Genomic DNA, 21,014 nt, shown 5'->3' on the forward strand with positions numbered 1-21,014 from the left:
TCAGATAAAACGTATCAAACAAACAGATTTTTTAAAAGTATTGAACCGTACAAATGAGCATATTTTCCCGACCAAATAAATATCAGGACGTTAATGGTTAATTAACGCCCTGAAGTGTTATTTATTCTTCCGGATGATCTTCATCGTCGAGCGGTGCTTCGACTTCATCATTCAACTCGTGATCATCTTCATCGAGTCTTTCTTCCATTTCGCCCTCAATCTGTTTTTCTATCTTTTCATCGTCATCAAGGGTCAGGTCCTCTTCTTCAAGTTCTTCTTTCACTTTGGCGACTGTCGCGACATTCTGCTCATCCGCTAAACGGATCAGACGCACACCCTGTGTATTACGTCCAGTCACAGAAACTTCTTCCATGATCAGTCGGATGATGACACCGTAGTCCGTAACAATCATCAGATCTTCATCGCCGTTGACAGAGCCGATATACACCAGATCACCGATACGGTCATTCAGGTTTGCAGTCTTCACACCCATACCGCCGCGGTTTGCACTGCGGTATTCTGACTCCACAGTCCGTTTGCCGTAACCGTTTGAAGTGACGACCAGTATCTCCTGATCTTCGCTCAGTACATCAAGGCCGATGACTTCATCGTCGCCGCGCAGTCTGATACCGCGGACACCGGCAGCTGTTCTGCCCATATTTCTGATCTGAGTTTCCTCAAAACGGATGAGTGAACCTTTCTGTGTACCCAAAATGATTTCTTTGGAGCCGTCTGTCAATCTGACTGCAAGCAATTCATCATCTTCTTTGAATGTGATCGCAATTTTACCGTTTTTGTTGATACGGTCGAAATTATCCAGCGAAGAACGTTTGACAATCCCTTTTTTCGTTGCAAAGACAAGATGCATACCTTCTGTATCTTTATCCTTCACACCGATGATGGTACTGATTTTTTCATCCTTATCAATTTCGAGCATATTGACGATCGGCATACCTTTCGATTGACGTGACATCTCAGGGATTTCATAACCTTTCAGCCTGTATACACGGCCTTTATTCGTAAAGAACAGAATATAGTCGTGGGTACTCATCGCCACAAGCTGGCTGACGAAATCATCTTCGACGGTATTCATGCCCTGTATGCCGCGGCCGCCGCGGTGCTGTGCACGATATGTCGATGACGGCAGACGTTTGATGTAACTGTTATGACTCAGTGTGACAACAATCTGCTCTTCAGGAATCAGATCTTCATCTTCAATATCAAACATATTGCCGATTGTGATCTCCGTACGTCGCTCATCACCGAAACGGTCTCTGATTTCTATCAGTTCCTCACGGATGATGTCCAGAAGACGTTCTTCACTTGCAAGAATCGCTTTCAATTCTTCGATCGTCTTCATAATTTCTGTATATTCCGATTCAATCTTATCCCGTTCAAGTCCTGTCAGGCGGCGCAGTCTCATATCCAAAATCGCCTGAGCCTGGCGGTCGGACAGTTCGAATTTCGTCATCAGCCCGTTTTTCGCCTCTTCATCATTGGAGGAGCCGCGGATCAATGAAATGATTTCATCAATATGATCTAAAGCAGTGCGCAGACCTTCCAAAATATGCGCACGGTCCTGGGCACGTTTTAGATCGAACTCTGTGCGGCGTCTGACGACCACTTTCTGGTGATCCAGATAGTGGACGAGTGCTTCTTTCAAGCCGAGGGTGACCGGTTCACCATTCACAAGCGCCAGCATATTGACGCCGAATGATGTCTGAAGCGGTGTCTGTTTATAAAGGTTGTTCAAAATGACATTCGCATTTTTGTCTTTACGGATTTCTATGATGATTTTGACGCCTTCTTTTAAGCTCGTTTCATCTCTGAGATCCGTAATGCCTTCAATCTTCTTATCTCTCGCAAGCTCGGCGATTTTCTCGACCAGTCTTGCTTTGTTGACCTGATACGGTATTTCCGACACGACAATGCGTTCTTTGCCGTTTTTCATCATTTCAATTTCACATCTTGCGCGCATCATGACCGAACCGCGGCCGGTTTCATATGCACGGCGGATGCCGCTTTTGCCGACGATGAGCCCTGCAGTAGGGAAGTCCGGTCCCTGCACATGTTCCATCAGTTCTGCCAATGTCACTTCGTCATTTCTTGAAATTTCAAGCACTGCATTAATGATTTCAATCAGATTGTGCGGCGGAATATTTGTAGCCATACCGACAGCGATACCGCTTGTACCGTTGACAAGCAGGTTCGGGAAACGGGCCGGCAGCACAGCAGGTTCTCTCTCGTTGCCGTCGTAATTGTCGATATAGTCAATTGTATCCTTATTGATATCCCGCATCAGTTCAGCGGAAATTTTGCTCATTTTCGCTTCTGTATAACGCATTGCCGCAGCACCGTCGCCGTCCATCGAACCAAAGTTACCCTGACCGTCCACGAGGGGATAGCGGTAACTGAAGTCCTGGGCCATGCGGACCATCGCTTCATAGATTGATGAGTCACCGTGCGGGTGATATTTACCCATTACATCACCGACGATACGCGCTGATTTCTTATAAGGTTTATCAGCGGTCATACCGTTGTCGTACATTCCGTAAAGAATACGGCGGTGTACAGGTTTCATACCGTCTCTGACATCCGGCAGGGCACGAGAAACGATAACACTCATTGCATAATCCAGGAAAGATGTACGCATCGTTTTACTTATATTAATTTCCTGCAGCTTATCTTGGTTATCTGCCATTCATACTGACCTCCATCATTAAATATCCAGGTTTTGAACATATAAAGCATTTTCTTCGATAAAGTTTCTCCTGTGTTCGACAATGTCACCCATCAGCATTTCAAATGTCTGATCGGCCTCCACTGCATCGGTCAGGCGCACCTGCAGCAATGTTCTGAATTCCGGATCCATCGTCGTCTCCCACAGCTGATCTGCGTTCATCTCACCCAGACCTTTATATCTCGATAAAGAAATTTTAGGTGTTTCAGGCAGCGTCGCCTTCAATTCATCGAGTGCCGCATCATCAAACAAATAATATTTTTTCTTCGACTGTTCCACTTTGTAGAGAGGCGGCTGTGCAATATACACATAGCCCGCTTCAATCAGCGGTTTCATAAAACGGTAGAAGAATGTCAACAGAAGTGTCCGTATATGCGCACCGTCCACGTCGGCATCCGTCATGATGACAATCTTATGATAACGCGCTTTCGACAAGTCGAATTCCTCGCCGATTCCGGTACCGAGTGCCGTAATCATCGAACGGACTTCATTGTTGTTCAATATTCTGTCGAGACGTGCTTTTTCAACGTTCAGAATCTTACCGCGGAGCGGCAGGATCGCCTGTGTCGTTGAATTACGGCCGGATTTTGCAGAACCTCCGGCGGAGTCACCCTCGACGATGAAGAGCTCACTTTCTGCCGGATCCTTACTTGAACAGTCTGCGAGTTTACCTGGCAGGCTGGAAACTTCCAGTGCTGATTTTCGGCGCGTCATTTCACGCGCTTTTTTCGCTGCCATGCGCGCATGCTGTGCCGTTACGCCTTTTGCAATGATGATTTTCGCAACAGTCGGATTTTCAAGTAAAAATCTTTCGAATCCTTCTGTGAACAGCTGGTCTGTAATGAGACGCACTTCGGAATTTCCGAATTTCGTTTTCGTCTGACCTTCGAACTGCGGATCCATATGTTTGATGGATACGATGGCAGTGATGCCTTCACGCACATCTTCACCGCTCAGACGCTCTTCGCCGGCCTTGATCATATTATTTTTCGTTGCATAATTGTTGATCACTTTTGTCAGCGCACGCTTGAAACCTTCTTCGTGTGTCCCGCCTTCATAAGTGTGGATATTGTTTGCATAGGAAAGGAGCGTGGAAGAGAAACCTTTGTTGTACTGGATTGCGATTTCCACTTCAACATCTTCTTTTTCCTTATCCATATAAATCACTTCGTCATGCAGCACTTCTTTCGATTCATTAATCTGCTCGACGTATGATTTTATACCGCCTTCATAGTAGTATTCATCACTGATTGTCTCTTCTCCGCGCTCATCAGATAAATTAAGCTGCAGGCCTTTATTCAGGAAAGCGAGTTCTTTTGTACGATGCTGGAATACCTCATATTCGTATTCCGTCGTCTCTGTAAAGATTTCCGGATCCGCCTTGAAACGGATGATTGTCCCAGTCTTATCCGTATCGCCAATGACTTTCAGATCAAAATCAGGCACACCGCGGGTATATGACTGGTGGTGGACTTTGCCGTCCCGGTGAACGTATACTTCAAGCGTTTCACTGAGTGCGTTCACGACCGACGAACCGACACCGTGCAGACCGCCGGAAACTTTATAGCCGCCGCCGCCGAATTTACCGCCGGCGTGCAGTACAGTCAGGATGACTTCAACTGCCGGGCGCCCCATCTTCTCCTGTATATCCACCGGAATACCGCGGCCGTTATCCGTCACTTTAATCCAGTTATCTTCTTCAACTGTAATATTTATAGTATCTGCATAACCGCCGAGCGCCTCATCGATACTGTTGTCGACGATTTCCCACACCAGATGATGCAGACCTCTTGAAGCCGTCGAACCGATGTACATTCCCGGCCGTTTTCTTACCGCTTCAAGACCTTCGAGTACTTGTATCTGACTGGCACCATATTGTTCTATATTATTATCTTCCATGTTCTCACCTTCCATTAAGCTTTAACTTGACCTTGTTCAACAGCAAATGTCTTCATGTCATTCATGATGGCGTGGTTGATATCACTGATTGAAGTGGTTGTAACGAATGTCTGGACACGGTCCCTGATTGATGTGAGCAGATGTGCCTGCCTGTTTTCATCAAGCTCGCTCAATACATCATCAAGGAGCAGCACCGGATATTCTCCGACTTCCTGTCTGATCAATTCAAGTTCAGCAAGTTTCACACTGAGGGCCGTCGTTCTCTGCTGGCCCTGTGAACCGTAAGTCTGCACGTCAAAATCATTAATACTGAAAGTGATATCATCACGATGCGGTCCGATTAATGTCTGCATGCGTTCCATTTCTTTTGCCAGGTTCTCTTCGAATAAAAGTTCGAGTTCTTTTTGCAGCTCTTCCTGGATGCTGCTTTCATATTTTATATTCGGTGCATACTTTATTTTCAGATTTTCACTGCCGTTTGATATGTCATGATGGATTTCCGCTGCGAATTTCTCTATCTTTTCAATAAACTCCGCACGCTTTAAAATCACGATACTCGCGTATTCAGAAAGCTGGACATTCAATACTTCAATCATCATCTTGTCCGGACTGCGCTGTTTCAAGTACTGATTTTTAGTGGCCAGCACCTTTTGATAACTGCTCAGCGCACTCAGGTAGACCTTTGATATCTGTCCACATTCGATATTGATGAACTTTCTTCTGATTTGCGGAGACCCTTTGACGATATTCAAATCTTCCGGCGCAAATAGAACGGTATTCAGATGTCCGATGTACTGACTCAATTTGGAAACTTCCAAGTGATTCACTTTTGCTCTTTTTCCCTTTTTGTTAATACTGATCGATAGGGGGAGGGTACTGTAAGTTGTATTGATGTGACCATTTACAAAAGCTTCTTCTTCGTTGAATCGAATGAGCTCCTTGTCTTTGGAAGTCCGATGACTTTTAGCGAGTGCAAGAAAATAAATGGACTCAAGCAGATTGGTCTTGCCCTGAGCGTTTGCACCGATAAAAATATTGAGCTTTGGATGAAATTCAAGCTCGAGAGAGTCATAATTTCTAAAATTGCCGATACTGATATCTGTTAAAATCATTGTTTGTACTCTATTTTATACTGACCAAATTCATCTGATTTGATCACATCGCCATGCTGCAGCTTTTTACCTCGTCGATCTTCGACTTCGTCGTTTATATAGACGACATTTTCACTTAAAAACCACTTTGCCTGGCCACCGCTTCCAATGATGCCCTCAAGCTTTAAAAATTGGCCCAAAGTGATGATATCGCCGAAAATTTTAGTTTCCATATACACAGCCTCCTAAAACTTCACACTATTATATTATACACTATTTTTCTTTAATTTTCATTTAAAAAGCCAAAAATCGGCCTTTATAGCGTATTTCACCCTAAATAGGGTCAACCTACTGATAATCAAAAAAAGACTGTCCATCGTTTTTATCGTAAAAAATAGAGGACAGTCTGCATTTTATTCAGTTTTTAATGCTTTTAATTGATGATTAATACGTTCTGATCGGCAGGATGAGCTGGACAACTTCATCGGACTCACTGGATTTTAAAGTGAATGGGCGCATCGTGCCGTAAAATTCGATGGTGACATCTTCGTTATTGATGGCTTTCAGTGCATCCATCATATATTTGGAGTTGAAGGAGATCTTCAATCCTTCACCTTCGATTTCACCGGTATTGATGTCTTCGTTCACCGTACCGACTTCAGGCGAGTTGGATGATAACTCAACGCTGTCTGTGTTGACGCTCATACGGATGACGTTATTGCCGCCTTCACGTGCAAGTAAAGATACACGGTCGATCGCATGATAGAACTCAGCATTGTTCACAGTCACTTTCGTTTCATAGTTTTCCGGGAACAATCTTGACGTATCCGGATAGTTTCCTTCAAGCAGTCTTGAAATAAAGCGCATATTGCCATAGCTGAACAGCACCTGGTTCTGTGACAGATGCAGCTCGACTTCTTCATCGGTATCATTGATGATTTTATTCAGTTCTGTAAGTGATTTCCCTGGGATGATCGCGTCACTGTTGTCATTATTGAACTGCTCACCTGTCAGACGGCGGAGTGCGAGTCTGTGTGAGTCGGTTGCAGTAAACGTGATCTCGTCGTTGTCAAACTGCCAGTGCACACCCGTCAGGACTGGTCTTGTTTCTGATAAAGATACTGCAAAGTTCGTCTGGTTGATGACATTTTTTAATACCGAAGCAGAAATTACGAGGCTTTCCTCGTCACTGACGTCCGGTAGTAAAGGATACTGGTCAGGATTATTCCCGCTTAAGTTGAATTCTGATTTTGATGCTGTGATTTTAGTCTGGAATACATCATTCGTTTCCAATTGAACAAAGTCACCTGAAAGCTTTTTGATGATGTCCACAAAGAAGCGTCCTGATAGTACGACTGCGCCTGCTTCATGAATTTCCAAAACTTCTTCGTTATCCACTTCAACAGGTATTGTGATTTCAATAGAAATTTCTGAATCACTGCCGGTTAAAATCATATGGTCATCTTTTACATCAATTTTAATACCGTTCAAAATAGGTAAAGTCGTTCTTGGAGAAATTGCTTTTAAGCAATGATTTAATTGTTCAATGAAATATTGACGATTGATGTTTATTTTCATGATTCATAACTCCTTATATATTAATAAATTATAAAAAGATAGTAATAATAGTAATAAGCACTGTGAATATGTGGATAACTCGATTAAGCACAATGGTCTCTACTTATCCACATGTGTATAAACTGTTAGGCCAAGTGTATCATTTATCCACACTGTACACATTAATTATTTTATCAGATTTGGAGCGATTAATTGAGTTTTTTCTCTATCTCTTCCAGTTCATCTTTGAACAGCGCATCTTCGGTTACGAGTTTGGAGATTTTCTCATGCGCGTGAATGACTGTCGTATGGTCCCGGCCGCCGAAAACCTCTCCGATTTTAGGCAGGGAGTTATCCGTCAGTTCACGGGATAAGTACATGGCGACGTGCCTTGGAAATGCGATTGATTTCGTCCGCTTTTTCGATGCGAATTCTTCAATCTGCACGCCGTAGTACGAAGCAACGATTTCCTGGATGTCCTGAATGGTTATTTTTTTCGGTTTCTTCTGTGAAACGATATCTTTCAGCGCTTCGGCCACCGTATCGGAAGTCATCGGCTGGTTGGACAGCTTGGAATATGCTGCAACCCGTGTCAGTGCCCCTTCAAGTTCACGAATGTTCGTCTGAATGTTGCTTGCAATATAGATCATGGCTTCATTCGGAATCTCAACATTTTCCTCTTCACATTTCTTCCTTAAGATTGCGATTCTCGTTTCCAGGTCCGGCGGCGTGATATCCGTAATCAGGCCCCATTCGAAACGCGAGCGCAGACGATCCTCGAGCGTCGGGATCTCTTTAGGTGTGCGGTCGCTGGAGATGACAATCTGCTTATTGTCTTCATGCAGCGCATTGAACGTATGGAAAAACTCTTCCTGCGTCGATTCCTTACCTGCTAAAAATTGAATATCATCAATCAGCAAAACATCTGCATTGCGGTATTTATTACGGAATTCCTCGGTTTTATTATCACGGATGGAGTTGATGAATTCATTGGTGAATTTTTCACTTGATAAGTAGGTCACTTTAGCATTCGGTTTATGTTCAAGAACATAATGGCCGATCGCATGCATTAAATGAGTTTTCCCGAGACCGACACCGCCGTAAATAAAGAGCGGATTGTAAGCTTTTGCCGGCGCTTCAGCCACTGCGAGTGAAGCGGCATGGCTGAAGCGGTTGCCGCTGCCGATAACAAATGTTTCGAAAGTATTGTTCATATTCAATTGTGCGGGCACGTGCGTCTGCGGGGAAGCATCTTTAACTTCACTCTCGGGTGCAGGCTTTTTATTATCCTGGACCTCATCATGAATCGTAATTTGGATGGCCGGCTGTTCGCCGATGGACTCATATATCTTTTTTTGGATCAGGTCACTGTAATGGTTTTCCAGCCAGTCACGCTGGAATTCGGTTTCTGCTTTGATGACTGCGACTTTATTATCCAGATGGATCATCGTCGTGTCATTGAACCACGTTTTGAAACTGGTAATCGGTATTTCTGATTGGATCGCATCTAAAGTTTTTTGCCAAATATCATTAATCGAACTCATAAATATCCTCTCTCTTCACAAAAATCACATGCTGTGGATAAAGTTAACCACAGCACTGAATAAACTATCCACAAGTTACACACAGTCTGTGGATAACTGCATAGCTAATACTGTTTTTCCACAGAGATACATTCAAATTCTAAAGTATTTAACATTAAAAAACAATGATTGTTACGCAATTCTTTAAAAGTTATACACAGAACTCACAATTATCCACAATTTTTGAATTAACAGCTGTGAATAATCAGGAAAAGAGATGAATTAACATGTGAATAACTTATTTTCGCACAAAAGTTATCCACAGTTTCTTAATAATCCACATTTTTTGCTATAAAAACATTACAAATTTTATTGAAATCAGTTGGTGATTCTGTTATCCTTTAATAGTTGCAATCACAGAGAAGAAAATGAATGTAAGTAATTCAATGGTCTACGGAGGTGTTTAAATATGACAAAACGTACTTACCAACCAAATAAACGTAAACACAGCAAAGTGCACGGATTTCGTAAAAGAATGAGCACACCTAATGGCCGCAAGATTCTAGCGCGCCGTAGAAGAAGAGGAAGAAAAGTACTTTCTGCATAATAATTCGAGATCATCTATGAATAGGTGATCTTTTTTTGTGGTTTAAAGTAGATAATTTTAGATTAGTGTAAATTTTGTTATAATAATATATCATACTGTGAAAGAGCGTAATAATGATGAAAAAGCGATTTAGGATAAAAAAAGAGCAGGATTTCAAGCTTGTTTTCAAAAAAGGAAAATCATATGCCAACAGGCAGTTTGTAGTTTATTTGAGTGACCATCCCGATATTACACATTTAAGGCTGGGCGTCAGTGTATCCAAACGGCTGGGCAACGCAGTGATGCGCAATAAGATCAAACGCCGCATCAGAGCATTTTTTCAGCAGCATAAAGACAGCTTAAAACCGCATGAATATATTGTAATAGCGAGAAACCCGGTCAGCAGCATGGATTATCATCAGATTGAAAAGTCATTATTACACGTGTTAAAAATAGCAAAATGTATAAAATAACGCGGAGGTACTTTAAATGTACAAAAATTACAAAGCAGAAACTGTAGATCAGGCAATTGCACTCGGACTCGAAGAGCTGAAAGTAGCAGAAGAAGATATTAAAATTGATGTTATTGAAGGCGGCTCTAAAGGCTTTTTAGGGCTGGGCAAAAAAGATGCAGAAGTAACGCTCACTGTTATTAATCCGGAATTGAAAAGTTATGACACAATCGATGCATTAATCAACCGCGATCACCCGGGCGAGGAAAAATCGATGGTCGATGAAGTACTTGAAGAAAGAAATGCAGAAGAAGAAACAGAAGAACCAAAAGAAGAAACAGAAGAACCAAAAGAAGAAACAGAGACACATAACGACACTGAAACGATAGATGAAACAAAGACACAGGAAGCGGCACCTGCAGAAGAAGCAGCGGTCACAACAGAAAAACCGGCTGCAGCAAAAGAGCCGGTTGAAGACACAAGTGGGAAGCCGGAAGACGAATTTACATTTGACGCGGCAATTTCCGAAACGGCGGATTATCTCCATAACGTCATTGAAGGTATGAATATTGATAATACTGTCACTTATGAAGTGGATAATAATACGGGACACATCGAACTCGAATCCGGACTTGCCGCCAAACTGATCGGCAAGCGCGGCCAGACTTTGAATGCACTTCAGGAAATCGGCCAGAACTATTTGAATACCATATACAGAAGTTACGGTGTCATCGTACTGGATATAGAAAATTATCGTGAAAAACGCCGTCAGACACTTGAAAATCTGGCGGTAAATATGTCGAAAAAAGCACTAAGGACGGAACAGCCGGTAAAACTTGAGCCGATGCCTTCATTTGAGAGAAAAATCATGCATAATGTGTTAAGTGATTTGGAAAATATCAGTACACATTCTGAAGGGAACGAGCCGAACCGTTATCTCGTCATTGAAAAGAAATAAAGGAGTTATACCATCATGCAATTAGAAACAATTTCCAGTATCTCCACTCCAGTCGGAGAAGGGGCAATTGCCATTGTGCGATTATCCGGTATTGATGCTTTAGAGATTGCAGGTAAGTTATATCGTGGCAAAAAAACGCTCGATGAAGTGGATACCCACACGATTAACTACGGGCATATCATTGATCCGGATACAGATGAAGTAGTAGAAGAAGTGATGGCGGCTGTGATGCGTGCACCGAAGACTTATACACGTGAAGATATTGTAGAAATTAATTGTCATGGTGGAATCAACACTATCAATCGAATTTTGCAATTGACTTTAAAACACGGCGCACGCATGGCAGAGCCGGGGGAATTTACAAAACGCGCATTTTTAAACGGACGCATAGACCTGTCACAGGCAGAAGGCGTCATGGATTTCATCCGTTCGAAAACGGATGAAGCATCCAAAGTCGCAAGCGGCCAGATGCAGGGGCGTCTGAAAGTATATATAGAAAGTTTAAGACAGAGCATCCTGAATATTCTCGCACAGGTCGAGGTCAACATCGATTATCCGGAATATGATGATGTTGAAGAAGCGACGACGGAACTTTTATTGGAAGAAGCAGAAAAAGTAAAAACAGAAATAGAAAAACTACTCAAGTCGAGCCGCCAGGGCCGGATTATGCGGGAAGGTTTAAGCACCGTAATCGTCGGTAAACCGAATGTGGGTAAAAGCTCGCTGCTCAACTACCTGATTCAGGATAATAAAGCGATCGTCACCGAAGTCGCGGGAACGACCCGCGATATTTTAGAGGAATATGTCAACGTCAACGGCATACCTCTGAAACTGGTGGATACTGCCGGCATCCGGGATACGGATGATATCGTTGAGAAGATCGGTGTGGAAAGAAGCCGTCAGGCGCTGACCGAGGCGGAACTGATTTTGTATGTGCTCAGCAATAATGAGCCGCTGACATCAGAAGATATGGAACTTCTGGATTCAGTCAGAGATGAGAACGTTATTGTGATCATCAACAAACTGGATCTCGACAGTGAGCTGGATGTTGCGGAACTTGAAAACCGGTACGATTTCCCGATCGTCAAAACATCGATTAGGGAAGGCAAAGGTGTCGATGATCTGGAAGACAGAATCGCCGAGCTGTTTTTCGGCGGCCAGGTTTCAAGCGCCGACTCGACGTACCTTTCAAACAACCGCCATATCAGCTTATTGGAACAGTCAAACAGTGCAATCAGCGATGCGATCGAATCCGCACATATGGATGTACCGATCGATATCGTACAGATCGATTTAGTGAAAACATGGGAACTGCTCGGTGAAGTCATCGGGGAAGATGTGAGCGAACAGCTCATCGATCAACTGTTCAGCCAGTTCTGTCTAGGAAAATAATAATAGGAGGAAAATTATGAACGCACAAAATTATGATGTTGTTGTCATCGGTGCCGGGCATGCAGGTGTCGAAGCGGGACTTGCTGCAAGCCGTAAAGGGTTGAAAACACTGATGCTGACAATCAATCTGGATAATATCGCATTCATGCCGTGCAACCCGTCAGTCGGCGGCCCCGCCAAAGGTATCGTCGTCCGCGAAGTGGACGCACTAGGCGGTGAAATGGCCAAAGTGACGGATAAAACACATATCCAGATGCGTATGTTGAACACAGGTAAAGGCCCTGCGGTCCGTGCACTTCGTGCACAGTCGGATAAAGTGCTTTACCAGCAGGAAATGAAGAGCATATTGGAACAGGAAGAAAACCTGGATATATTACAGGGCATGGTGGATGAACTGATCATTGAAGATAACGAAGTCAAAGGTGTCAAAACGAATATCGGTGTCGTCTATAATGCGAAATCAGTCATTATAACGACCGGCACATTTTTACGCGGTGAAATCGTACTCGGCCCGCTGAAATATTCAAGCGGCCCGAACCATCAGATGCCGTCGATCGCTTTAGCCGATCAGATCAGAGATCTCGGCTTTGATATCGTCAGATTCAAGACGGGTACACCGCCGCGTGTCAACTCGGATTCCATCGACTATTCAAAAACTGAAATACAGCCGGGTGATGATGTTCCGCGTGCCTTCAGTTACGAAACGACTGATTTTATAATGGATCAGCTGCCTTGCTGGCTGACATATACTTCAAATCACACACATGAAATCATCAATGAAAACCTTCATCTGTCCCCGATGTATTCGGGTATGAAGATGGGTACGGGTCCAAGATACTGCCCGTCAATCGAAGATAAAATTGTACGTTTCAACGATAAGCCGCGCCATCAGATTTTCCTTGAACCGGAAGGACGCGGCACGAAAGAAGTCTATGTACAGGGTCTGTCAACAAGCCTGCCGGAAGATGTCCAGCGTGAAATGCTGTCATCAATACCGGGGCTTGAAAACGCACGTATGATGCGTGCGGGCTATGCGATCGAATATGACGCACTGGATCCGACACAGCTTTGGCCGACACTTGAAACCAAAAAGATCGAGAATTTATTTACCGCTGGCCAGATCAATGGTACGAGCGGTTATGAAGAAGCGGCAGGACAGGGTATCGTCGCAGGAATTAACGCTGCAAATAAAATACTCGGTATGGAGCCGCTGATCTTAAGCCGCGCAGATGCATATATCGGTGTACTGATCGACGACCTGATCACAAAAGGAACGAATGAACCGTACCGACTGCTGACGTCCCGAGCCGAGCACCGCCTGTTGCTCCGACATGACAATGCGGATATGAGACTGACGGATATCGGTTACGAAAACGGCCTGATCTCTGAAGAACGCTATGACAGATTCAACCGGAAGAGAGACAACGTCAATGTTGAAATCGACCGTCTGTCAAAAATACGCATCAAGCCGAATGAACATACTCAAAGCGTCATCAAAGAACGCGGCGGCACACCATTGAAAGATGGTATACTTGCGCTTGATCTTCTCAGACGTCCGGAGATGGACTACATGTCCATTCTTGAAATTCTGGATGAAGAAGTACAGCTTTCCAAGCTTGAATATGAGCAGATTGAAATACAGACGAAATACGATGGCTATATTAAAAAATCATTGATCCAAGTGGATAAGATGAGACGCATGGAGAAAAAGAAAATACCTGAAGACATCGATTACGATGCGATTCATTCACTCGCAACAGAAGCACGCGATAAACTGAAGAAAGTGAAACCTCTGGATATCGCCCAGGCTTCAAGGATTTCAGGTGTTAATCCGGCGGATATCTCAATACTCCTTGTTTATATTGAACAGGGCAATGTGAAAAGAGTAGAAGCATGAACCCACAACAATTCATAGACGCACTTAAAGGACGTGGCATAGAACTGACCGAAGAACAGATCAGCCAGTTCGACAAGTACTACGAGATGCTGATTCACTGGAATGAAAAAATTAACCTGACAGCGGTCACGAACAAAGAAGAAGTTTATTTGAAGCATTTTTATGATTCATTGACACCGTTATTTTATACGGACATTCCTGAAGGGACGCGTCTGTGCGATGTCGGTGCGGGCGCAGGATTTCCGAGTATTCCTATGAAGATTGTCAGACCGGATATTAAAGTGACGATTGTTGATTCGCTGAATAAACGGATCAACTTCCTGAATGAACTGACAGCGGAACTGTCGCTCGGCGATATGCACCTCGTGCATGACCGGGCAGAGAATTTCGGGCGCCACACGGCAAGGCACATGTTTGATATGGTGACAGCGAGGGCTGTTGCCAATTTGAACACTTTACTGGAACTGTGTCTGCCGCTCGTCCGTACAGACGGGAAGTTCATCGTCCTGAAAGGCAAAAGAGGTCTTGAGGAACTTGAAGACAGCACGTTTGCACTCGATCTTCTCGGCGGAAAAATACTGGAAACACATCAGTTCACTTTGCCCGAAGAAGACAGTGAGCGGTATATACTGGAAATTGAAAAAGTGCATAAAACACCAAAGAAATATCCGAGAAAGCCGGGCACACCAAACAAATCACCATTAAAATAAACTGAGAGGACGGTGGAACGTTGAAAAAACCATTTTCAAAATTATTCAATCTGATAGATAAGAGCAGTGAGGCCAAGCCGGATACGGAGAGCCTTCAGAAGCTGCCGCTTGAAAATATTGTTCCCAACCGTTATCAGCCAAGAACCGTGTTCAATCATGAACGGATACGTGAACTTGGTGATTCCATTCAGGAACACGGTCTGCTTCAGCCGATCACCGTCCGTCCGATAGAAGAAGGCATGTATGAAATCATCGCCGGAGAAAGACGTTTCCGGGCGATGAAGCTTTTAAACTTTGAAGAGACTGAAGCGCTGGTGCGTTATTTGACGGACCAGGAAACCGCAGCGGTGGCATTGATAGAAAATATTCAGCGTGAAAATCTGTCCAGCATAGAAGAGGCGCGTGCATACCAGAAGCTGCTTGAAATGGAAGACATCACACAGAAGGATCTTGCTCTGAATCTTGGTAAATCTCAGTCTTTCATTGCGAACAAACTGAGGCTTTTGAAGCTTTCAGACAGCGTCATCGAGGCGCTGGGTTCAGGTGAAATCACCGAAAGGCATGCAAGAAGTTTATTGAGTCTGGAAGATAGTGACCAGGGCGAAGTACTGACGGATATCAAGGATAAAAAACTGACGGTCAAAGATACGGAGCAGCTCGTCAAAAGGTGTTCCGATAAAAGTACCGAGCAGATAAACTTCAACAATGAAGTTTCGTTTGTCGTCAATGATCTGACGAGCCAGGTGGAAAAGCTTAAAGGCAAAGGACATTCGCTCGCTTTTAACAGTACAGATAATGAGGACTATGTCGAAGTATCGATAAAGATCTATAAATAATGCACTCAACTACCGTTGGGTGCTTTCATATTTTGTGTTACTTTTGTCAATCTGATTGATATAATATATTTATGTGATTTTTAAGTAAGGAGCGAATCTTCATGAAGACTTTTGCCATTGCCAACCAAAAAGGCGGCGTAGGAAAAACGACAACCGCAGTGAATTTGAGTGCTTCCTTAACGGAGTACGGGAAAAAGGTGCTGCTGGTCGATATCGATCCGCAGGGGAATGCGACGAGCGGACTCGGAATCGAAAAGAGTGATTTGGAAAAATCGATATATGACATACTGATTGATGATGAAAATATCAATGATGTGGTCCATGAAACATCCAATATGAACCTGGATATCATCCCGGCGAATATTTCACTTGCCGGCGCCGAAATCGAGCTGGTTTCCGCGATGAGCAGGGAACTCAGATTAAAGAAGGCATTTGAGAAATTATCCAAAAGCTATGATTACTGCATTATCGACTGTCCGCCGTCACTCAGCCTGCTGACGATCAATGCATTTACCGCAGCAGACGGCATACTCATCCCCGTGCAGGCTGAATATTATGCACTGGAGGGACTGAGCCAGCTGATCAATACGATCGATCTCGTAAAACGCCATCTGAATACCGGTCTCGTCATTGAAGGTGTGCTGCTTACAATGCTCGATGCCCGCACGAACCTCGGTTCTCAAGTTTCAGAAGAAGTGAGAGCCCATTTCAAAGACCAGGTGTATGATACGGTGATTTTGAGAAACATCCGATTGGGTGAGGCGCCGAGTTACGGTCAGCCGATCACCGTCTACGATCCGAAATCACAGGGGGCCGAAAACTATTCGAAGCTGGCCAAAGAGGTGATTGCACGTGACAAGTAATAAAAAACGTCTCGGCAAAGGTCTGGATGCCTTGTTCAATACAAGTGTCGAAGAAGAATCGGTGACCGACGTCAGTCTGTCGGAAATCCGTAAAAATCCATATCAGCCAAGAGTGGAATTCAATCCTGAGAAACTGGAGGAACTAGCGGACTCCATCGGCACACATGGTGTACTGCAGCCGATCATTTTAAGAAAATCGGTTAAAGGATATGATATCGTTGTCGGAGAAAGACGTTTCCGTGCCTCGAAAATTGCCGGCAGAAAAACGATTCCGGCAATCGTCAAAGAGCTGTCGGACGATGATATGATGGAACTTGCCATCATCGAGAACCTTCAGCGCGAGGATCTGAATCCGCTGGAAGAAGCGATGAGCTACAGGCAGCTGATGGAAAAACGGGAACTGACACAGTCAGAAGTGGCTGAAAGACTCGGTAAGTCAAGACCGTACATCGCAAATATGCTGCGCATACTCAATCTGCCGAATGCAGTTAAAAAACTGATCAATGAAAAGAAATTGTCCGGTGCACACGGGCGCACGCTGCTCAGTCTGAAAGACCCGATTGCACAGGAAGAAGCGGCAAAGAAAGCTGTGTCTGAAAGTATGAGCGTACGTGCACTCGAACAGTATGTGAGAAGTATGCGGTTGCCGAAAAAGAAGGCACCGAAGGAAAAACCGAACTTCCTGCTTAAACATGAAGGTAATTTAAAAGAGAGATTCGGCACAGCCGTAGAAATAAAAAAGACCCGTAATAAAGGGCTGATTTCATTCGAATTTAAAAATGAAGAAGAATTCAACCGATTGATGAAATTATTTGAAGAATCATAGGAGGCTTAAAATTGGGTTTATCGAACTTATTCAATACTGGAAACGACGTGGAAGAAACTTTGGGGCTCATAGAGACCCTTGTTGCTGAACTGAAAGATCCGGATTTATGGATCGGTATAGGAACAGATGTATTATTCGCGGTAGCTTTAATCATTGTAGCGGGAATTATCGTTAAAGTATTGAACCGCATCATTGAAAATTATTTTACGTTCAAATCAAAGGCAAAGTTGAAAGGTAAAAATCCAAAACCGGGCAATGCCAAGCGTAATAAAACACTGATCAATGTACTGCAGAATGCAGTGAGCATCTTCATCTGGTTCGTCGTGTTCGTCATGGTGCTGGAAACATTTGGCGTCCCTGTTGCGACATTACTTGCCGGTGCCGGTGTCGTTGGTCTGGCCATCGGTTTCGGTGCACAAAGCTTAGTCAAAGACATGTTGACCGGGTTCTTTATTTTACTGGAAAACCAGTTTGATACTGGTGATTTTGTACGGATCAATACATCCGGCACGACAGTTGCAGAAGGTGAAGTCCTTTCCATGGGACTGCGTATTTCAAAAATCCAGGGGTATGAAGGCGAATTGTTCATCATCCCGAATGGTACAATCAATGAAGTAATCAACTTTTCCAAATACAATTCAATCTCATTCCTTGATATCAATCTGTCACTGACAGAAGATCTGGACCATGTGGAGGATCTGTTGAACAGTTATGCTGAAACAGCGATGGATGCGGATGATTCACTTGTCGAGAAACCGCAGGTTCTGGGGCTTAACGATATCGTGAACGGTGAAGCAATCATGAGAGTGATGCTGATTACACAACCGATGGAACATTTCGGTGCGACAAGACGCAACAGAAAAGCAATCAAGAATCACCTTGCTGAAAACGGCGTATATATTTCCGTCCCGTCAATGGATATTCAGGATTTTGACGAATCAGTGAGAAAAGGTGAAGAATGATGAAAAAAGAATATGATTTAAATGATATAGTTGAAATGAAAAAACAGCATCCATGCGGCAGCAGTAATTTCCAGATCACCCGCATGGGGGCGGATATTAAAATAAAATGTACCGAATGCGCACGCACAATCATGATGGCGCGACGGGATTTTGAAAAGCGCATGAAGCGCATCGTAAAAAAATCTAATGGTAATTAAAGGAGAAATAACATGGCTTTAACAGCAGGAATTGTTGGCTTACCAAACGTCGGTAAATCCACTTTATTTAATGCAATCACAAAAGCAGGTGCAGTTGCTGCAAACTATCCGTTCGCAACGATTGACCCGAACGTCGGCATCGTTGAAGTGCCTGACGAGCGTCTGAACAAACTGACAGAACTGGTCGAACCTAAAAAGACCATCCCGACAGCGTTCGAGTTCACGGATATCGCGGGTATTGTAAAAGGTGCTTCAAAAGGTGAAGGGCTGGGGAATAAATTCCTTGCAAACATCCGTGAAGTGGATGCAATTACGCAGGTCGTCCGTGCGTTCGATGATGACAACGTAACGCACGTTTCAGGCAATGTGAATCCGATTGAAGATATTGAAGTCATTAATATGGAATTGATTCTGGCAGACCTTGAAAGTGTTGAAAAGCGACTGCCGAGAGTGGAAAAGATGACAAAACAGAAAGATAAGGAAGCGATGGCGGAATATGCCGTTTTGACACGCATCAAAGAAGGACTGGAAGAAGGCCTGCCGGTCCGTGCACTTGAATTTTCAAAAGAAGAGCAGGACGCAGTGAAACACTTCCACATGCTGACTGGAAAACCGATGTTATATGTGGCCAATGTAGCAGAAGATGATTTGATGGATCTGTCTGCGAATGAACATCTGACAGCAATCAAGGAATATGCTGAAAATGAAGGTTCTGAAGTCATTGTCATTTCTGCAAAAGTCGAAGAAGAGATTGCTGCACTTGATGACGATGAAACGGAAATGTTTTTGGAAGAGCTCGGCCTTGAAGAGTCCGGCCTCGATAAACTCATCCGTGCCTCATACAATCTGCTCGGCCTTGCAACATACTTCACTGCAGGCGTACAGGAAGTCCGTGCATGGACGTTTAAAAAAGGTATGACGGCACCTGAATGTGCCGGCATCATCCATACCGATTTCCAAAAAGGATTCATCCGTGCAGAGACGGTTGCCTATGACGATCTTGTCGAAGCGGGCAGCGAACTCAAAGCAAAAGAAGCGGGCAAAGTCCGTCTGGAAGGTAAAGAATATTTTATGAAAGACGGAGACGTCGTTCATTTCAGGTTTAACGTATAGATCAAAGATTAAAGTGTCATCCGATTCGTCGGATGGCACTTTTTTTGTGCAAAATGTTGAAATAGTAACCCTTTGTTGACATTATTTGAACGTTCATTTAAAATATTGAATGAATATTCAAAAGAGGTGAACGCGTTGTCATTTATCCAGGAACAGAGAAAAGAGCAGATCATTAATGCCTGTATCGAAGAACTGGCTGAATCAGGCTATGAAAATATGACTTTTAAAAATATCGCAAAGCGGGCGGAGATCAACCCGAGTCTAGTATCCTATCATTTCAAATCTAAAAATATATTGTTATTCGCACTGCTTGAGCATATTTTTATTCACAAAATTGAACATATTCAACAGTCCCTTTCAGAAGATAAACCAGTTATTGAAAGAATAGAGGAATATATCAATGCATCCCTGAATTACCAAAGAAAATTCAGAAAAGAGAACATCGCGATGATAGAAATCATATTCAACGCGAGGACAGAAGATAACAAAGCATTTTATCTGATGGATGATGATGAGCCTGATGGTGTTTATTTAATATTGAATTCAATCATTGAAGAAGGTATTGAAACACAGCAGTTCAAATCAAATGTCGACGTTAAAATTTTAACAAGAATTATTAACGGCGCGATTGATGAAATGATTTTTGCTCCGGAAAACGATACGGAAAGTGAAAGATATGGCGAAGAACTGTTCAAAATGGTGAAAGATTACTTATGTATAAGGAGGCGGACACAATGAATAGTGAAAAGCTGGGGCTGAATGGTTTTGAGAAAACGCTCATTGTCATCATTCCAATTTTAATGGCGGTCATATTCTATTACCTCCCATCTGTCGTCCATTGGATTGAAATGATCCCTTTTCTGTCTGATAATCAGCTGATCAATTTCATTACAGGTATCGAAAGCAGCTGGCTGAACCGCGGACTTGGAGCAGTCGGGTTTATATCAGGTGTCTTTTTATCGGTCTTTATTTACACAGAGATTTTGAAGATGGAAGTCACTCGCGATTACGTAGTTGTGGATATTTTTGATAAAAAATCTGAAATACAGAAGTCGGATATCCAGTGTGTTTTCAAAGAAGGAAAAAAGCTTGTTATCATCGGTCATGACGGGTTTGAGATTTTAAGACAGGACACAGATTATTCAACTGAGAAACTTCAAAATGCATTCCAAAAATTCCATTATCCGTGGGTCAGTGAAGATCCGTATATCAATGAGTTTTTCAAATGGACTGCCGGTCACGATGAATTAAGTGAGACGGCAAACACGATTCTTTATGAAAGAAGACTGGCCAAAAGGGATGACGATGAAAATAAAGTGAAAGATCTCAGACACGATCTGATGGAACTCGGTGTCATTGTCAAAGATTGCAATAACGCCCAGTTTATCCGGCTGGTCATTCATTAAGTCAGG

General features: G+C 43.4%; 20 protein-coding genes. 14 read left to right on the forward strand and 6 right to left on the reverse strand.

From position 1 onward, the window contains the following. Positions 1-121: 121 nt before the first annotated feature. The 6 genes from gyrA to dnaA all read right to left on the reverse strand — a co-directional run bounded on the left by gyrA (position 122) and on the right by dnaA (position 8,831). The gene (gene gyrA, locus BO48_RS09355; protein WP_496367186.1) at positions 122-2,701 is read right to left on the reverse strand and encodes a DNA gyrase subunit A; all 2,580 of its coding nucleotides are present in this window, start codon (positions 2,699-2,701) and stop codon (positions 122-124) included. 18 nt (positions 2,702-2,719) lie between these two features. Then, on the reverse strand, positions 2,720-4,639 hold the full coding sequence (gene gyrB / locus BO48_RS09360) for a DNA topoisomerase (ATP-hydrolyzing) subunit B (protein ID WP_496367188.1): 1,920 nt from the start codon (positions 4,637-4,639) through the stop codon (positions 2,720-2,722). Positions 4,640-4,653: 14 nt separating this feature from the next. Beyond that, complete coding sequence (recF, locus tag BO48_RS09365) at positions 4,654-5,751, reverse strand: DNA replication/repair protein RecF (RefSeq protein WP_052255239.1); 1,098 nt, start codon at positions 5,749-5,751, stop codon at positions 4,654-4,656. Beyond that, positions 5,748-5,963, reverse strand: a complete 216-nt coding sequence (yaaA, locus tag BO48_RS09370) for a S4 domain-containing protein YaaA (protein ID WP_052255238.1) — start codon at positions 5,961-5,963, stop codon at positions 5,748-5,750. The genes recF and yaaA overlap by 4 nt, the downstream gene beginning before the upstream one ends. Positions 5,964-6,174: 211 nt before the next feature. Next, positions 6,175-7,311 carry a DNA polymerase III subunit beta gene (gene dnaN, locus BO48_RS09375; protein ID WP_496367241.1) on the reverse strand — a complete coding sequence of 379 codons (1,137 nt, stop codon included), beginning with the start codon at positions 7,309-7,311 and terminating at the stop codon, positions 6,175-6,177. A gap of 185 nt (positions 7,312-7,496) precedes the next feature. Then, positions 7,497-8,831 carry a chromosomal replication initiator protein DnaA gene (dnaA, locus tag BO48_RS09380; protein ID WP_496367189.1) on the reverse strand — a complete coding sequence of 445 codons (1,335 nt, stop codon included), beginning with the start codon at positions 8,829-8,831 and terminating at the stop codon, positions 7,497-7,499. Between the two features lie 448 nt (positions 8,832-9,279). Between dnaA and rpmH the strand changes: the two genes are divergently transcribed. From rpmH to BO48_RS09450, 14 genes are all read left to right on the forward strand, one after another. Further along, entirely contained in the window at positions 9,280-9,417 is a 138-nt protein-coding gene (rpmH, locus tag BO48_RS09385; RefSeq protein WP_082238368.1) for a 50S ribosomal protein L34, read from the forward strand. A 116-nt stretch (positions 9,418-9,533) separates the two neighbouring features. Further along, entirely contained in the window at positions 9,534-9,869 is a 336-nt protein-coding gene (gene rnpA, locus BO48_RS09390; protein ID WP_176754079.1) for a ribonuclease P protein component, read from the forward strand. A 16-nt stretch (positions 9,870-9,885) separates the two neighbouring features. Further along, complete coding sequence (gene jag / locus BO48_RS09395; protein WP_496367190.1) at positions 9,886-10,806, forward strand: RNA-binding cell elongation regulator Jag/EloR; 921 nt, start codon at positions 9,886-9,888, stop codon at positions 10,804-10,806. Between the two features lie 15 nt (positions 10,807-10,821). Further along, on the forward strand, positions 10,822-12,198 hold the full coding sequence (mnmE, locus tag BO48_RS09400) for a tRNA uridine-5-carboxymethylaminomethyl(34) synthesis GTPase MnmE (RefSeq protein ID WP_496367191.1): 1,377 nt from the start codon (positions 10,822-10,824) through the stop codon (positions 12,196-12,198). Between the two features lie 16 nt (positions 12,199-12,214). Then, complete coding sequence (gene mnmG / locus BO48_RS09405) at positions 12,215-14,095, forward strand: tRNA uridine-5-carboxymethylaminomethyl(34) synthesis enzyme MnmG (protein WP_052255232.1); 1,881 nt, start codon at positions 12,215-12,217, stop codon at positions 14,093-14,095. Then, positions 14,092-14,805 carry a 16S rRNA (guanine(527)-N(7))-methyltransferase RsmG gene (gene rsmG / locus BO48_RS09410; RefSeq protein ID WP_496367192.1) on the forward strand — a complete coding sequence of 238 codons (714 nt, stop codon included), beginning with the start codon at positions 14,092-14,094 and terminating at the stop codon, positions 14,803-14,805. The genes mnmG and rsmG overlap by 4 nt, the downstream gene beginning before the upstream one ends. Positions 14,806-14,825: 20 nt before the next feature. After that, the gene (locus BO48_RS09415; RefSeq protein ID WP_496367193.1) at positions 14,826-15,641 is read left to right on the forward strand and encodes a ParB/RepB/Spo0J family partition protein; all 816 of its coding nucleotides are present in this window, start codon (positions 14,826-14,828) and stop codon (positions 15,639-15,641) included. Between the two features lie 101 nt (positions 15,642-15,742). Beyond that, entirely contained in the window at positions 15,743-16,504 is a 762-nt protein-coding gene (locus tag BO48_RS09420) for a ParA family protein (RefSeq protein ID WP_052255229.1), read from the forward strand. Between the two features lie 22 nt (positions 16,505-16,526). Beyond that, positions 16,527-17,330 (forward strand): ParB/RepB/Spo0J family partition protein, encoded by an 804-nt coding sequence (locus tag BO48_RS09425; protein WP_052255783.1) that lies wholly within the window; start codon positions 16,527-16,529, stop codon positions 17,328-17,330. 11 nt (positions 17,331-17,341) lie between these two features. Continuing rightward, positions 17,342-18,292, forward strand: coding sequence for a mechanosensitive ion channel family protein (locus tag BO48_RS09430; protein WP_496367194.1), 951 nt, complete (start codon positions 17,342-17,344; stop codon positions 18,290-18,292). Next, positions 18,292-18,489, forward strand: a complete 198-nt coding sequence (locus tag BO48_RS09435) for a DUF951 domain-containing protein (protein ID WP_052255227.1) — start codon at positions 18,292-18,294, stop codon at positions 18,487-18,489. Before BO48_RS09430 ends, BO48_RS09435 begins: the two co-directional genes overlap by 1 nt. 12 nt (positions 18,490-18,501) lie before the next feature. Continuing rightward, positions 18,502-19,602 carry a redox-regulated ATPase YchF gene (gene ychF / locus BO48_RS09440; RefSeq protein ID WP_496367195.1) on the forward strand — a complete coding sequence of 367 codons (1,101 nt, stop codon included), beginning with the start codon at positions 18,502-18,504 and terminating at the stop codon, positions 19,600-19,602. Between the two features lie 72 nt (positions 19,603-19,674). Further along, positions 19,675-20,340: a TetR/AcrR family transcriptional regulator gene (locus tag BO48_RS09445; protein WP_496367196.1), complete on the forward strand. Its 666-nt coding sequence runs from the start codon at positions 19,675-19,677 to the stop codon at positions 20,338-20,340. Continuing rightward, the gene (locus BO48_RS09450) at positions 20,337-21,008 is read left to right on the forward strand and encodes a YqeB family protein (RefSeq protein WP_496367197.1); all 672 of its coding nucleotides are present in this window, start codon (positions 20,337-20,339) and stop codon (positions 21,006-21,008) included. Before BO48_RS09445 ends, BO48_RS09450 begins: the two co-directional genes overlap by 4 nt. Positions 21,009-21,014 lie beyond the last annotated feature (6 nt).

Source organism: Lacicoccus kunmingensis DSM 17847 (assembly GCF_059568765.1).